This window comes from Dactylosporangium sp. CS-033363, from assembly GCF_050942475.1.
Lineage (GTDB): Bacteria > Actinomycetota > Actinomycetes > Mycobacteriales > Micromonosporaceae > Dactylosporangium.
Window position 1 is genome coordinate 6,793,158 of sequence record NZ_CP192032.1, and the last position, 14,502, is coordinate 6,807,659.

A 14,502-nucleotide genomic window follows, 5' to 3' on the forward strand; every position below is an offset into this window, starting at 1 on the left:
TGGCCGGAAACGGAACGTTCGGGTGAGATCCGGTACGCAACCGGCACGATATCGTTCCACTCGTGACGCGGGAGGCCCGGCGCTATGTCCTCGCCGCCGCCGTGGTCGCCGCCCTCGGCACCGTCTGGTGCGTGGCCCACCTGACCGTGGGCGCCGGCACCGAGGCCATCGCCTACGCCTTCGCCCCCGCGGGCGGCGTGTTCGCCACCGCCGCCGTCTTCCGCCTCCTGCGCACCGGCGCCCTGCAGCCCGTGGCCCGCAGGTTCTGGCGCACCATGCTCGCCGCGGTCGCGCTCGTCTCGTTCGGCTACGCCTGGTTCGCCGCCGACATCCTGATCCACTGGACCGAGGCCGCCACCCGCTCGATGCCGCTGCCCGCCGCCGCCTGCGCCGCGATCGGGTTCCTGATCGCCATCTGGGCCATGGTCCGGGTGCCCGTCGTGCCGTCCGAGGGCGTCGAGTGGTGGCGGATCCTGCTGGACCGCACGATCGGTTTTCTGGGCTGCGCGGTCGTCCTCTGGTACGCCGGGCTGGCACCTATGATCGGCGCCGCCGACCCGTGGAGCCCGCAGGCGATGGTGCTCACCGGCCTCGGCCTGCTGGTCGCGGTCGGGGCGGCCACCAAGGTCTCCTACGTCGCCGGCGGCCCGGTCGACCGTGACGCGATCCGGCTCATGGCGGCCTCCGGCGGGTTCACCGCGGCGATCGTCACCGTGATCGCGGTCCGGCTCGGCCCGCCCGGCGCCGTGCCCGCCCAGGCGATCGTCATGCCGCTGACCCCGCTGCTGGCCACCCTGGCCGTCTGGGTCCAGGCGCGGGCCGACGCCGGGCTGCGCAACCGGCCGGGGCGCAGCGGGGTGCTGCTGCCCTACCTCGCCGTGGCCGCGGCCGACGTGCCGCTGGTCGCCGTCGCGCTGGGTGCCCCGCTGAGCTGGCCCAGCCGCGTGGTGCTGCTGGCCGCCGTCGTCGTCACGGTGCTCGTCACCCTCCGCCAGTACCTCGCGTTCCGGGAGAACACCCGCCTGCTCGCGAGCACGCGGGTGCAGGAGGAGCGGCTGCAGTACGAGGTGAGTCACGACGGCCTGACCGGGCTGGCGAACCGGGCCCTGTTCCGCGACAAGCTCGCGGCCGCCCTGGCCTCCGGCGAGCCGGTGCACGTGCTGCTCGTCGACCTCGACGACTTCAAGAACGTCAACGACCTGCTCGGCCACGGCGTCGGCGACCACCTGCTCGTCTCCGTCGCCCAGCTGCTGCGCGCCGAGGCGGGCCCGCACGCCCTGCCGGTGCGCGTCGGCGGCGACGAGTTCGCGGTGCTGCTGACCGGGACCCGCGCCGAGCCGGAGGCGCTCGCCGCCCGGCTGCTGGCCGCCCTGGACCGCCCGATCAGCGAGCACCGGCTGCTCGTGCAGGCGAGCATCGGCATCGCCGCCGCCGGCCCGGACGCGACCGTCGACTCGGTGCTGCGCGACGCCGACGTCGCCATGTACACCGCCAAGCAGGGCGGGAAGGCGAGCTTCGTGCGGTACGTCGACGGCATGGGCGAGCCGGTGCTGGCCCACATGCGCCTCGGCGGCGAGCTGCGCCGGGCCCTGGACGACGACGAGTTCCGCGTCGTGTACCAGCCGATCCTGTCCCTCTACGACGGCCGCGTGGTCGGCGTGGAGGCCCTGCTGCGCTGGCACCACCCGGACCGCGGCGTCGTCGGCCCGGGCGAGTTCATCGCGGCGGCGGAGCGTACCGGCCTGATCGTGCCCCTGGGCCGCTTCGTGCTGCGCGAGACGTGCCGGCAGGCGGCGGCGTGGCTGCGCCGCTTCGGCCCGCACGCCCTGCGCGAGGCGGGGCTCAACGTCTCCGCCCGCCAGCTGCACGACCCGGACTTCGTCGCCGACGTGACCGCCGCCCTGGCCGAGAGCGGCCTGCCCTGCGAGCGCCTGGTCCTGGAGGTCACCGAGTCCGCGGTCCTGCGCGGCCAGCAGGTCTCCCGCACCCTGCACGAGCTGGACAGCCTCGGCATCCGGCTCGCCCTGGACGACTTCGGCACCGGCGAGAGCTCGCTGAGCCTGCTGCGCGCCTTCCCCGCCGCGATCGTCAAGCTCGACAAGTCCTTCGTCGACGGCATCGAGATCGACGACGGCCGGCCCGCCGCCTCCGACGCCCGCCAGGCCGTGGCCCGCGCCGTCATCCAGCTGGCCCGCGCCCTGGGCCTGGACACCGTGGCGGAGGGCGTCGAGAGCGCGGAACAGGCGGCGGTGCTGCGCGAGCTCGGGTACACCCTGGGCCAGGGCTACCACCTCGCCGAGCCGCTGACCGCCGAGGGCGTCACCGAGCTCCTGGCCCGCCAGCAGTCGATGACCACGGTCGGGCTGCTGCGTCAGGGCCGCGCGGCGCCGGGCCACGGGCCGGGGGTCGCCGCCGGGGTCGCGGACGGCTCGACCACGGTGTTGTAGACCGCCATCCCGCGCGCCTGGTAGTTCTGCAGCGCCGCCGGGCCGTCGAGGCTGCACGTGTGCACCCAGACCCGGCGCGTCGCGGGCAGGGACGGCCACCGCTCGGCCAGGGACCAGGCCCGCTCCAGGGCCGCCGTCAGCAGGTGCCCGCCGATGCGCCGGCCGGTGAACTGGGGCAGCAGGCCGAAGTACGCGATCTCGACCTCGCCGCCCGCGTGCCCGTCCAGCTCCACGTAGCCGACCGGGGTGCCGCGCAGGGAGGCCACCCACGTCTCGACGCCGGGGCGGTCCAGCCAGTCGCGCCACTGCGGCCACGTCCAGGCCAGCCGGTCGGTCCAGAACCAGTCGCCGCCGACGGCCGTGTAGAGGTACCGGTTCAGCTCCGGGCTCACCAGTTCGGCCCGCGTGATGTCGACCGGGTCGGTGGGCGGCGCGGCCGGGCGGAGCCGCGCGGGGTCGGTCTGCTCCAGGTGCCAGGTCGTGATGTCCACGGGCATGATCCTTCCCTACGGGGGCTGGCCCCAGTACACGGGCGGTGGGCGGCGGGATGGATCGGGGCGGCCGCGGCCGGAAGCATCGACGGCATGCGAAGCATCGTGGAAGTTCCGGGGGCCGTGCGGCAGGCGCGGACGCTGTGGTTCGTGGCGGTCGGGGCCGGGGTGTTCGAGACCGTGCTCGTGGTCGCGAGCGGCCGGGCCGGTGACGGGGCGGTGGCCGGGGTCGCCCTGCGCGCCGTCGTGTTCGGGGCCGCGCTCTTCACAACGCTGCGGATGTACCGCGGGCAGCGCTGGGCCCGCCTCGCGCTCGCCGTCGGGCTCGGGGTGCTCGGCACCCTCTCCATCGTCGTCGACCCGCTGCTGTGGCTGGCCGGCGGCAACTCCCTCACCGCCGTCATCCGCGATTCCGGCGGGGTGGACCTGCTGTTCGGGGCCAGCCGCGTGCTGCACGTGGCCGCGGTGCTCTCGGCGTGCGCGCTGATGTTCACACCGAAAGCGAACGCCTACTTCAGATAGGGCCGGCGCTGTCCCGCGCGACCAGCACCGGTTCGACCAGGGTCGCGTCCGGGACCGGGCGGCCGTCCAGCTTGGCTGCGACCAGCTCCACCGCGCGCCGGCCGATCTCCTCGGCGGGGATGCCGACCGAGGTGAGCCGGGGCTTGGACCGCTCGGCGAGGTCGTCCGGGCCGAGCGCCACCACCGAGATGTCGTGCGGCACCGAACGGCCAAGAGCGGCAAAAGCATCGAGCAGCAGCGGTACCGCCGGTTCGTTGTGCACCACCACGCCCGTCAGGTCGGGGTGGCGGGCCAGCAGCGACTCGGCCAGCTCCAGGACGGCGTCGGGGGTCGGCTCGCACGGCAGCGTCGAGCCGCTCAGGCCCCGGCGCCGCAGGGCCTCGTGGAAGCCGTCGGCGGTGCGGCGGGCGAAGCCGAGGCCCCGCTCGTACACCTCGGGCGGCGAACCGACCAGGGCCACGCACCGGTGCCCGAGGTCGGCGAGGTGGTCCACGCAGGCCGCCCCGGCCGCCGCGAAGTCGAGGTCGATGCAGGTCAGCCCGGTGCCGTCGGCCGGGAAGCCGATGAGCACGGACGGCCGGCCGAGCGTGCGCAGCCGGGGCAGGCGGGCGTCGTGCTCCTCGATGTCCATCACGATGAGCCCGTCGGCGAGCGAGCTGGCGGCGACCCGCTCGAGCCCCTTCTCGCCCTCGTCCTGGGTGAGCAGCAGCACGTCGTGGTCGAACCGGCGCGCCGCGGTGACCACGGAGATGACGAACTGCATGAGGATCGGCACGTACAGGCCGGTGTAGAGCGGCATGATCAGCGCGATGACGTTGGACCGGTTGCTGGCCAGGGCCCGCGCCCCGGCGTGCGGGTGGTAGCCGAGCACCTCGATGGCGGCGAGGACCCGGGCCCGGGTCTCCTCCGAGATGGTCCGCTTGCCGCTCAGGACATACGAGACGGTGCTCGGGGAGACTCCCGCCTGCTTCGCCACGTCACCGATCGTTGCCATGGCGCACACGGTAGCCGGTCCCCCACGTCCCGTCCCGCCCCGCCGCCCGCGCCTTTCCGGCGGTCTGGGACCATCGGCGAGCCATGTCCGGTTTCGTGGAAGTTCCATGCCCGGGTTCCACGCGCGAACCGAATAGCTACAGAACCGCTCCCCGGTGACGATGGCAGGGCGTGGGGCTGTTGTCGCGTTCAGTTTCCGCCGCCCGGCCCGAGCCGGCGCCGCGGGATGTCGAGGCGCTCGAGGAGCTCGTGACCGCGCTGGCCGGCGCGTCCGACGAGGCGAGCACGTGGCGGATCACCGTCGAGTCGCTGGTGCGCTCGTACGGGTACGAGTACGGGGCGGTCTGGCTGCCGACCGGCGTCAACGGGGCGCTGGAGATCGGGCACGTCGCCGGGTCGGTCGGGGACCGGGTGCGGGCCGCGCCGACCGGGCTGGTGCAGCGGGCCCAGCAGAGCCGGCAGGCCATCTACGCCGGGGACCTCGCCGAGGTCACGAACGACCCGCGGGCGGCCGAGGCCGGGCGGGCCGGGATGGTCGCCGCCTCCGTGGTCCCGGTCCTGCGCGACGCGCGGGTGGTGGCGGTGCTGGAGTTCTACTCGCCGTACCACTTCCACGTCGACGAGCCGCGCACGCAGAAGTGGAACGCGATCCTGCGCATCGCCGAGCTGGCCCGCGCCCAGGTGCTCGCCGCGGCCGAGCTGCGCCAGGACGCCAAGGACCGGGCGGCCGTGACCGAGGTCGTCACCGCGCTGGGCCGGGCCTCGGACAGCGCGTCGGCGATCCGCGGCGCCCTGGAGACGGTGCGCAGCGCGTTCGGGTGGGCGTACGGGTCGTATTGGGAGGTCGAGGAGCGCGGCTCCGGACCGGTCCTGGTGTTCCGGCTGGAATCGGGCTCGGCCGGCCCGGAGTTCCGCGACGTCACCCTGGCCGCCACGTTCGCCGAGGGGGTCGGGCTGTCCGGGCGGGCGTGGAAGGCGCGCGACCTGGTGTTCGTGCCCGACCTGGCCGAGCTGACGGACTGCGTGCGGGCCCCGGCGGCCCAGCGCGCCGGCGTGCGCTCCGGTGTCTGCTTCCCGATCCAGTCGGGCGGCCGGGTGGTCGGCACCATGGACTTCTTCACCACGGCCCGGATCTCGCTGAGCGACTCGCGCGCCTCGGTCCTGCGCAACGTCCAGCAGCTGGTCTCCCAGCGCCTGGACATCGTGCGGGCGGGTGAGGCGGCCGAGCGCAACGGCCGGATGCTGCTGGACTCGATCGCCCGGCTGCGCGAGGCGAGCAGCGACGCGACCGGCGTGGCGCGGGAGGCGGTGAGCCGGGCCTCGACCATGACGGGTGAGGTGGACGCCCTGGGCCGGGCCTCGGCCGCGATCGGGGACGTCATCAAAATCATCTCGTCGATCGCCGACCAGACCAACCTGCTGGCCCTCAACGCGACGATCGAGGCGGCGCGGGCGGGTGACGTCGGCAAGGGCTTCGCGGTCGTCGCGGGCGAGGTGAAGGACCTGGCCCGGGAGACGGCGGCGGCGACGCAGAAGGTGGCCGACCAGATCGCCGGCATTCAGGACAGCGCCCGCTCGGTCTCGGCCGGCATCCACACCACGAGCGACACGATCGGCCAGATGGACGCGGTCCAGTCCCGGATCACCTCGATCCTGGAGGACCAGGCCCACCTGGCCACCCTGCTCAACGAACGTTAGTACCGGTCGCGGTCGTGGTAGTGGCGGTGCCGGTCGTCGTCGCGGTCGGAGCGGAACATGCTGGTCAGGGCGGCGGCCAGGCCGACGCCGACCACGGCGATGCCGACCTGCACGCCGACCACCAGCCAGTCGTAGTTGTGGCCGCTGACCGTGAAGTGCTTGTCGCTGTGCAGGTCCCAGCGGTCCGCCGCCCAGGTCCCGGCCACCGCGGCGCCCATGCCGATGAGGACGGTCAGGATGATGCCGATGGATTGCCGGCCGGGCAGGATGATGCGTGCCACGATGCCGATGACCGCGCCGAAGACGATGGCGGCCAGATAGTCCTGAAATTGCACCGGGTGCCTCCCCCTGCAAGGAACTGACTCCCGCATTGTGCTGCCCCGGCGCAACCCCCGGCCCTCCCGCGTACGGTCATAACTAGTTGCCCGAACGCGAAGGGAAGTCCGTGATGGAGGAACGCAGCTTCGACGTCGTGGTCGTCGGGGCGGGGCCCGGCGGGGAGGTCGCGGCGGGAAGGCTGGCCGAGGCCGGGCTGGACGTGGCGATCGTGGAGGACCGGCTGGTCGGCGGGGAGTGCTCGTTCTACGCCTGCATCCCGTCCAAGGCGCTGCTGCGCCCGGGTGAGCTGCTGGCCGAGGTGCGCCGGGTGCCGGGGGTGACCGAGGCGGTGACCGGGCCGCTGGACGCCGCCGCGGTGCTGCGCCGCCGCGACGAGCTGATCGGCAACCTCGACGACGCCGGGCAGGTGCCGTGGCTGGAGGAGCGCGACATCGAGCTGTTCCGCGGGCGGGGGCGGCTCGACGGGGAGAAGCGGGTGGTCGTCGGCGACGGCGGCACGGTGCTCGTCGCGCGCAAGGCGGTCATCCTGGCCGGCGGGACCGTGCCCGCGATGCCGCCGATCGAGGGCCTGGCCGAGGCGAAACCGTGGACGAACCGCGAGGCGACCACCTCGAAGACCCTCCCGAAGCGGCTCGTGGTGCTCGGCGGCGGGGTGGTCGGGGCCGAGCTCAGCCAGGCCTACGTCTCGCTGGGCACGAAGGTGACCCTGATCGAGGGCGAGCACCGGCTGCTGCCCCGCGAGGAGCAGTTCGCGTGCGAGCAGGTGACGGCGTCGCTGCGGGAGCAGGGCGTGGACATCCGCACCGCACAGAAGGCTTCGGCGGTACGGCGTGAGGGTGACACGGTCGTCGTCACGCTCGGCGACGGCAGCACGGCCGTGGGCGACGAGCTGCTGGTCGCGGTCGGGCGGGTGCCGGACACCGAGGCGCTGGGCCTGGAGTCGGTCGGGCTCACCGGCGGCGGCCCGGTCAAGGTCGACGAGCACACGCGGGTGCCGGGCAAGGACTGGCTGTACGTCATCGGCGACCTCAACGGCCGCGCGCTGTTCACGCACATGGCGAAGTACCAGGCGGCGCTGGCCTCCGGGCACATCCTGGGCCGGCCGATGGCGGCGACCCACCTCGCCGACGGCACCGGCGCCCCGCGGGTGATCTTCACCGACCCGCAGGTGGCCGCGGTCGGGCACACCGAGGCCTCGGCCCGGGCGGCCGGGCTGAACGTGCGGGTCGTGGACCTGCCGACCTCGGGCAACGCGGGCGGCTCCTACTACGGCAGCGGCGCGCGCGGCACCAGCCGGTTCGTCATCGACGAGGAGCGGCAGGTCATCGTCGGGGCCACCATCACCGGCTCCGAGATCGCCGACTTCCTGCAGGCGGCGACGATCGCGGTGGTGGGCGAGGTGCCCCTGGGCCGCCTGCGGCACGCGATCCCGGCGTTCCCGACGCGCAGCGAGATCTGGCTGTACCTGTTCAACGCCCTCGGCCTGTAAAACCTACAGCGGGTGGCCGATCTCCCACTCGTGGCCGAACGGATCGGCGACCCGGCCGACCCGCCAGCCGTGCTCGGGCGCGACCTCCGACGTGGGGGTCGCGCCCGCCGCCACGGCCCGCGCGTGCATGGCGGCCGGATCGCCCACCACGAGCAGGATCCGCCCGGTGGTGCCGTTGACCAGCGGCGGGCTGAGGCGCCGGCGCGCCGGGTCGGCGGACGCCACCCAGAACACCGCGCCCTCGACGTCGAGCTGGGCGACGACGTCCTCGCCCTCCCCCACCTGATGCAGGACCCGGGCGCCGAACGCCGCGCGGTAGAACTCGACCGCCGTGGCCGCGCCGTCGACCCACAACTGCGGCTGGATGCTCGCCATCCCGCCACTCTAGGTCGCCGGGCCTGCGCTGGCGGGAACTATGTGGCCGGAACCGGCCGCGGGTTTCGGGCGGCGAGCACGGCGCGCTTGCCGGCCACCGCCACCGCCGCCGCGTTCGTGCCGACGACGACGGCCATGCCGGCCCAGACGTGCGCGGCCGGGATCTGGCCGAGGATCACCGCTCCGGCCAGGGCGGCCCACACCGGGTGGACGCTCTGCAGCAGGCCGAAGAACCGCGGCGGCACGCGGCGCAGCGCCACGACGTCCGCGGCGTACGGGACGACCGAGCACAGGACGCCGGCCCCGAGCGCGTAGGCGAGCCCGACCCAGGTGAAGCGGCCCTGCGCGAGCAGCACGATCGCCACCGGCAGGTACAGCACGGCCGCGACCGACGTGCCCACCGCCGGGCCCTGCAGGCCGGGCAGGCGGGCGCCGACGAGGCGGTTGAGCAGGATGTACGACGCCCAGCAGGCCGCCGCGAGCAGGCCCAGGCCGAGTCCCACGAGGTCGGTGCTGGAGCCGGGCAGCACGAGCACGTAGACGCCGATCCCGGCCACGGCCGCGCACACCAGGTCGATCGGGGTGCGCGACCCGCACAGCGCCACGGCCAGCGGGCCCAGGAACTCGAGCGTGACGGCCAGGCCGAGGCCGATGCGGTCGACCGCGGTGTACAGGCTGATGTTCATCGTCGCGAACACCACGCCCAGCAGCAGCGCCGGCCACCACTGGGCCCAGGTCATCCGGCGCAGGTCGGGCCGGGCGATCGGCAGCAGCACGGCCGCCGCCACGAACTGGCGGACCGCGACCACGCCCGCGGGCCCGATCGCCGGGAAGGCCCGCGCGCCGAGGGCGGCGCCGGCCTGGTTCGCCGCGGCGCTCGCGACCATGGTCGTCAGGGCATCGCCGGTGCCGAGGTTCAGCCTGCTCACAGCCCCGATTCTCGGTCCGCTCGGGGGGCCCGCGGAAATGCGCGCGGCGGCGGATTCATACGCTGTACGCATGGATCTGGAGCTTCGGCAGCTGCGCGCGTTCGTCGCCGTGGTCGAGGCCGGCACGTTCACGGACGCGGCCGCGGTGCTCGGGCTGTCGCAGGCGGCGGTGTCGCGCGCCGTGGCCGGCCTGGAGTCGGCGCTGGGCGCGAAGCTGCTGCATCGCACCACCCGCCAGGTCCGGCTGACCGCGGCGGGCACGCAGGTGCTCATCCGGGCCCGCGCGGTGCTGGACGAGGTCGCGCACCTGCGGCGCGTGGTCGAGCGTTCGCGCACCGAACTGCGCGTCGGCTACGCCTGGGCCGCGATGGGCCGGCACACCCGGCGCATCCAGCGGGCCTGGGCGGGCCGGCATCCCGGGGTGCCGCTGGTGTTCGTGCAGCACAACTCCCTCGCCGCCGGGCTGAGCGACGGCACCGCGGACGTCGCCGTGCTCCGGCGCGCACTCGACGACGCGCGGTTCGCCACCGCCGAGGTCGGCCTGGAGCACCGCTGCGCGGCGGTCGCCACCGAACACACCCTGGCGCGGCGCCGGACGGTGCGGCTGGCGGATCTGACGCGGTACACGATGGCGATCGACGACCGGACCGGCACGACGAGCCTCGGCCTCTGGCCCGAGGGCGCGGGCCCGGCGTCGGTGCGCGCGACGCACGGCACGGACGAGTGGCTCACGCTGATCGCGGCGAACCAGGCCGTCGGGGTGACCTCGGAGGCCACGGCCCACCAGAACCCGCGCCCGGGCGTGGCCTACCGCCGCATGGCCGACGCGCCGCCGATCGAGGTCCGCCTGGCCTGGTGGCGCGACGATCCGCCGGCCCAGCTGGACGACCTGATCGCCCTGACCCGCGCGGCCTACGGCTGGGAAACGCGGGTTTGACCTGCGCGGATCACCGTCAGCGAGCGCGCCGTGCGGGCCGCGCGCCCGTGGCCGGATGGGCGGGCGAAGCGCTCGGGTAGGCTGCGCGGCATGAGTCTGCCGCAGCGGACCGCGATCCTGGAGGCGATGCACCGCGAGGCGGAGGTCGGGGAGCAGACCCTGGCGCCCAACAGCTACCTCGTGCTCGTCGCGCCCGGCGATCATGCGCACCTGGTGCCGCTGGCCGGGCCGCTCGCCCGGGCGCAGGCCGAGTTCCTCGCCGAGCAGCGCTGGGGCATCTGCGACGAGGTGGTCGTGGACATGCGGCCCGACGACACGATCCCGCCCGGTGAGTTCAGGATCGTCGCCGATGTGCGCAAGGCCAAGACACGGCGCGAGGACGAGGCCGGGCGCGGGATCCTGCTGCTCATCGACGACGGTCGCCGCTACTCCATGCAGTCCGGCGAGACCGTCATCGGGCGCGGCCGGCAGGTGGATCTGCGCGTGCGGGACGAGGGCGTTTCGCGGCGGCACGCGTCGTTGCGGTACGACGGACGGTCCCTGGTCCTGATGGATCTCGGCTCGACCAACGGGACGCTGCTGAACAGCCGCCCGGTGACCGAGCCGGCGGCCGTGAACCCGGGCGACGTCATCACGCTCGGTGGGGTGACGCTGACCGTGCAGGCCGACCACTGACCGGCCACTGACCGGTCCACCCGGAACGGGTCGCCCATAGCGCCCGGGTGCGGGAACGATCGTCCCGCTTTGCCGCCGGGTCCCGTGCCGAGCGGCGATCCGGTGCGAGGCTGGACCGACCGGCGGCAACCCGAACGGTTGGAGATGGTCATGTCCGAGGTGGGCCTGGGTCTGGGGTACTGGCTTCCGCGCACGCGGTTCGCGATCGCGGTCACGCCGCGCACCGTGGTGCGCATCGACGAGGGTCGGAGCCACGTCGAGGAGGTGCAGGACGTGCGCGTCACGCCGGCCGTGGTGCAGGACCCGGCGAGCCGGCACACACTCACCGTGCGGGCCTCGCTCCTGGAGACGGTCGCCGTCACGATCGAGCTCGACGACCGGGGGTTCATCCAGTCCATCAACAGCCGGTCGGGCAAGGACTACAGCCCGATCGTGAGCCTGGTCGGCAAGGCGGTCGGGCTCGCGGCGACCTTCTACACCGGCGGGGTCGCGGCCATCACCGGCGACCTGCCGCGGCAGTGGCGGGAGGCGTCGCTCGAGGACGGCTGGAACGCCCTGCACCCGGGGCTCGCGGACGCCGCGACGGCACTCGCCGAGCGCACCGACGAGCTGCTCGCGCGGCTCGGGCACCCGGAGACCACCGCGGCCGGGATCGCCGAGCTCGGGCGGGCGCTCGACGTGCTGCAGCAGCAGCTGGCCGCGATCAGCGAGGCCCGGCGCGGCTGGATCGCCGGGCACGCCAGGACGTTCGAGACCACCACCTGGCAGCTGGCGCCGGCCGAGCTGCTGCGCGTCGCCGGGCCCGGGCTTCCGGACGCGCTGGTGGACCCGCCGGTACCGCCCGCGCAGGCCGACATGTCCCGCGACTGGCACGTCCTGCTGGCGATCGCCGACCCGGACCGCCCGGCCGGGGCCGCCGCGACCGCGGAGCGCGACCTGACCGACCACGTCGCGCTGCGGCGCTCACGGCCGGTGACGATCGGCGTGTACCGCCCACACCCCGGACGCGACGGCGGCGCGTGGCACCTGGACCCGGACTCGCCGGCCCAGCTCGACATCGTCGACGAGCTGAGCGTCACCGACCTGCTGCCGCTCGACGGCTCCTGGCACCGCGACAACAAGTTCGTCCTCGCCTACCACCCGGACATGTCCCTGAAGTCGTTCGGCATCGAGTCGGCCCCGGCCGTCGCCGGCCTGTCCACCTCCATCGGCGAGGTCCTCGACGCCGTCGCGCAGGCCCGCAAGGACGTCGCCGCCCGCCCGTCCGCCGAGGAGGAGGCCGCGGCGCGGGCCAAGACCCAGCTCGAACTCCTGCAGAGCCTCAACTCCGCGGAGATCCTCGCCGCCACCCGGGCCCGCTCGGCCGAACTGGCGGCCCTGGAACAGCAGAAGAAGCTGCGCGAAGCGGCGGCGTGACACCGCTAGCGCGCCAGCAGCACCTGCCGCGCGGTCGCGGTGCCCGCGGCCTGCGCGGTCCAGGCCGCCGGGGCCTCGTCCAGCGGCACGGCCTCGTAGGAGACGGTCAAGCGCCCCGCCGCCGCGTGCCCGGCGATCGTGCGCATGGTCTCCGCGCGCTCGGGCTTGGTGAGCGAGGTGTTCGTGTACCCCAGAATGCGCAACGACCCGCTGCGCAAGGTGGCCGAGTCGAACGGGGCCGTCGGTGACGCCGAGCCGCCCAGGTTGACCAGCCGGCCGCCCGGGCGCAGCACCTGCAGCGCGGCCGCGGCCGGGATGCCGAACAACGGGTCCAGCACCAGGTCCAGCGGGCCGTCCAGGGCGGGCCGCAACCGGGCCGCCAGCGAGGCGACCGTGTCGTCGTCCCGCAGCGGTACGACCGCGTCGGCCCCCGACGAGGACGCCCGCGATCGCGCGGCGGCGGAGCGGCACGCGGCCACGACGCGGCGGGCGCCGAGCAGCCGGGCGATCTGGATCGCCGCCTGCCCGACGATCCCGCCGCCGCCGAGGACGAGCACCTGCTCGCCGTGGTGCAGGTCGCCGCACGAGGTGAGGGACTGCCACGCCGCCACGGCGGACAGGCCCAGTGCGGCGACCAGGGCCGGCTCCGCCCCATCGGGGAGAGCCACGAGGTCGGACGGGTCGGCGCTTGCGTACTCGGCCATGCTCCCGTCGCCGGCGCGCATCCCGGCGTCGGTCGCGAACCACACCGGCGTGCCGTCGTCCAGCGTCCCCACGCCCTGCACGCCCGGGACGTAGGGCACGGCGGGCGCGCCGAAGTACGACGTCCCGCTCGCGCAGAACAGGTCCAGCGGTGTGATGGGGGCGGCCGTCACCGCGACCCGAACACCATCCACAGTGGACACATCGCGATCCAGCACGACCGGAACGGCACCGCATTCGCGCACGACGACGGCCCGCATGTCAGGTCGCGATGTCCGGGTACGGCAGATCGAAATGCGCCAGCCGCAACGCGTACTGCTTCTGGAACCCCAGCGGCTCCTCGTGGTCGCGCTCGAACATGGCGATGAACAGCGTCAGCGTCAGGAACGGATGCGCGCCCAGCGAGAACAGCGCCGGGTAGTCGTGGTCCACCAGCGCCGAACGCTCCTCAGCGGAGAACGCCAGCCAGGTCGAAGCCTCACCGGAATGGCAGTTCAGCAGCGAGTTGGCCACGTTGGCCTCCCACCACGCCACGGTGCCCGCGGGGTCGGTCCGGTAGCGCTCCACCAGCTCGGGGTCGCGGTCCACCGTGAACAGGAACTTGTTCAGCAGGTACTTGCTCATGCGACACCTCCGGAGGGGTACCAGGTGAAGTAGGCCTCCATGGTGTGGAACAGGTCGTACGTGTCCACGTAGTCCGCCTTCCGCCCGGCCCCGGCCACGCCCATCATGAGCATGAAGTCCATGAACCCGTGGGTGGCGTTGCCCGGCGCGTGCAGGCTGTCCAGCGTCACCTCCGACAGGCAGCCGTCGAGGTCGCCGTTGGCGATCCACTCCACGGCGCGCGCGTCGAACTCCGGGTCGGGGCCGTGCGGGCCGAACTGGCGCGGGCCGCCGAGCTCCAGCGAGAGGTGCCCCGTGCCGATGACCGCCACCCGCAGGTCGCTGGGCCAGGACTCCACCAGCTCCCGGATCGTCTGTCCGAGCTGGACGAAGCGCTTCGGCTGGGGCAGCGGCGGGGCGAAGATGTTGGTGTACACCGGCACGATCGGCAGGTCGGCCTCGGGCCGCAGGGTGATGATCGGGCACGTGATGCTGTGGTCGATCCGCAGCTCGTTGCTGAACGCCAGGTCGAAGCCCGCGTCCAGGCCCTCCCGCAGCATGTACGCCGAGAGGTCCTCCTGCCCCGCCAGCCGCATCCGCGGCAGGCCGAACTCGCGCTCCTCGTTGTACCAGTTGGCATCGTAGAACGGCGCCTTGCCGACGAGGAACTGCGGCATGTTGTCCAGCCACAGCTGGTGGAAGTGGTCGGAGCCGACCATCACCAGCACGTCGGGCCGGGCCTTGGTCAGCGTCTCCCGGAAGCGCCCGATCTTGGCGACCCACTCGTCGGCGAACGGCGGGCGGTCCTCGCCGACGGCCGTGCTGGCCTTGTAGTAGAAGGGGTGGTGCGTCGAGGCGATCACCGCGACGATCTGAGCCACGGCGG

General features: G+C 74.0%; 15 protein-coding genes. 7 read left to right on the top strand and 8 right to left on the bottom strand.

Annotation, left to right across the window (positions count from 1 at the left end; all coding sequences use genetic code 11):
• Nucleotides 1-62 precede the first annotated feature (62 nt).
• Complete coding sequence (locus ACQPZ4_RS31430; RefSeq protein WP_433043400.1) at nt 63-2,447, top strand: putative bifunctional diguanylate cyclase/phosphodiesterase; 2,385 nt, start codon at nt 63-65, stop codon at nt 2,445-2,447.
• On the opposite strand, the gene ACQPZ4_RS31435 is transcribed toward ACQPZ4_RS31430, so the two are convergent.
• On the bottom strand, nt 2,372-2,944 hold the full coding sequence (locus ACQPZ4_RS31435) for a GNAT family N-acetyltransferase (RefSeq protein ID WP_433043403.1): 573 nt from the start codon (nt 2,942-2,944) through the stop codon (nt 2,372-2,374). The genes ACQPZ4_RS31430 and ACQPZ4_RS31435 overlap by 76 nt on opposite strands.
• Nucleotides 2,945-3,031: 87 nt before the next feature.
• Here ACQPZ4_RS31435 and ACQPZ4_RS31440 point away from each other — a divergent pair, with 87 nt between their 5' ends.
• Nucleotides 3,032-3,460 carry a hypothetical protein gene (locus ACQPZ4_RS31440; RefSeq protein ID WP_433043406.1) on the top strand — a complete coding sequence of 143 codons (429 nt, stop codon included), beginning with the start codon at nt 3,032-3,034 and terminating at the stop codon, nt 3,458-3,460.
• Here ACQPZ4_RS31440 and ACQPZ4_RS31445 read toward each other — a convergent pair.
• A complete protein-coding gene (locus ACQPZ4_RS31445) occupies nt 3,453-4,454 on the bottom strand; it encodes a LacI family DNA-binding transcriptional regulator (RefSeq protein ID WP_433043409.1) in 1,002 nt (333 codons plus the stop codon). The genes ACQPZ4_RS31440 and ACQPZ4_RS31445 overlap by 8 nt on opposite strands.
• Nucleotides 4,455-4,624: 170 nt before the next feature.
• Here ACQPZ4_RS31445 and ACQPZ4_RS31450 point away from each other — a divergent pair, with 170 nt between their 5' ends.
• Nucleotides 4,625-6,151 carry a methyl-accepting chemotaxis protein gene (locus ACQPZ4_RS31450; protein WP_433043412.1) on the top strand — a complete coding sequence of 509 codons (1,527 nt, stop codon included), beginning with the start codon at nt 4,625-4,627 and terminating at the stop codon, nt 6,149-6,151.
• Here the strand turns inward: ACQPZ4_RS31450 and ACQPZ4_RS31455 are convergent.
• A complete protein-coding gene (locus ACQPZ4_RS31455) occupies nt 6,148-6,486 on the bottom strand; it encodes a GlsB/YeaQ/YmgE family stress response membrane protein (RefSeq protein ID WP_433043415.1) in 339 nt (112 codons plus the stop codon). The genes ACQPZ4_RS31450 and ACQPZ4_RS31455 overlap by 4 nt on opposite strands.
• 113 nt (nt 6,487-6,599) lie before the next feature.
• On the opposite strand from ACQPZ4_RS31455, the gene ACQPZ4_RS31460 reads away from it, so the two are divergent.
• Entirely contained in the window at nt 6,600-7,979 is a 1,380-nt protein-coding gene (locus tag ACQPZ4_RS31460) for a dihydrolipoyl dehydrogenase family protein (RefSeq protein WP_433043418.1), read from the top strand.
• A gap of 3 nt (nt 7,980-7,982) precedes the next feature.
• Here ACQPZ4_RS31460 and ACQPZ4_RS31465 read toward each other — a convergent pair whose 3' ends face one another.
• Together ACQPZ4_RS31465 and ACQPZ4_RS31470 are read right to left on the bottom strand one after the other, a co-directional pair.
• Nucleotides 7,983-8,354, bottom strand: a complete 372-nt coding sequence (locus ACQPZ4_RS31465; protein ID WP_433043421.1) for a VOC family protein — start codon at nt 8,352-8,354, stop codon at nt 7,983-7,985.
• A gap of 38 nt (nt 8,355-8,392) precedes the next feature.
• Nucleotides 8,393-9,283, bottom strand: coding sequence for an EamA family transporter (locus tag ACQPZ4_RS31470; RefSeq protein ID WP_433043424.1), 891 nt, complete (start codon nt 9,281-9,283; stop codon nt 8,393-8,395).
• Nucleotides 9,284-9,353: 70 nt separating this feature from the next.
• On the opposite strand from ACQPZ4_RS31470, the gene ACQPZ4_RS31475 reads away from it, so the two are divergent.
• The 3 genes from ACQPZ4_RS31475 to ACQPZ4_RS31485 all read left to right on the top strand — a co-directional run bounded on the left by ACQPZ4_RS31475 (nt 9,354) and on the right by ACQPZ4_RS31485 (nt 12,311).
• Nucleotides 9,354-10,220, top strand: coding sequence for a LysR family transcriptional regulator (locus ACQPZ4_RS31475; RefSeq protein ID WP_433043427.1), 867 nt, complete (start codon nt 9,354-9,356; stop codon nt 10,218-10,220).
• A 90-nt stretch (nt 10,221-10,310) separates the two neighbouring features.
• Nucleotides 10,311-10,895 (top strand): FhaA domain-containing protein, encoded by a 585-nt coding sequence (locus ACQPZ4_RS31480; RefSeq protein WP_433043430.1) that lies wholly within the window; start codon nt 10,311-10,313, stop codon nt 10,893-10,895.
• Nucleotides 10,896-11,045: 150 nt separating this feature from the next.
• A complete protein-coding gene (locus ACQPZ4_RS31485; RefSeq protein ID WP_433043433.1) occupies nt 11,046-12,311 on the top strand; it encodes a hypothetical protein in 1,266 nt (421 codons plus the stop codon).
• Nucleotides 12,312-12,316: 5 nt separating this feature from the next.
• On the opposite strand, the gene ACQPZ4_RS31490 is transcribed toward ACQPZ4_RS31485, so the two are convergent.
• Genes ACQPZ4_RS31490 through ACQPZ4_RS31500 form a run of 3 tightly spaced genes read right to left on the bottom strand, consistent with a single transcriptional unit; the run spans nt 12,317 to nt 14,497 of the window.
• Nucleotides 12,317-13,231, bottom strand: coding sequence for a zinc-binding dehydrogenase (locus tag ACQPZ4_RS31490; RefSeq protein WP_433043436.1), 915 nt, complete (start codon nt 13,229-13,231; stop codon nt 12,317-12,319).
• Between the two features lie 43 nt (nt 13,232-13,274).
• Nucleotides 13,275-13,637, bottom strand: a complete 363-nt coding sequence (locus ACQPZ4_RS31495; protein ID WP_433043439.1) for a hypothetical protein — start codon at nt 13,635-13,637, stop codon at nt 13,275-13,277.
• Entirely contained in the window at nt 13,634-14,497 is an 864-nt protein-coding gene (locus tag ACQPZ4_RS31500) for an extradiol ring-cleavage dioxygenase (RefSeq protein WP_433043442.1), read from the bottom strand. Before ACQPZ4_RS31500 ends, ACQPZ4_RS31495 begins: the two co-directional genes overlap by 4 nt.
• Nucleotides 14,498-14,502 lie beyond the last annotated feature (5 nt).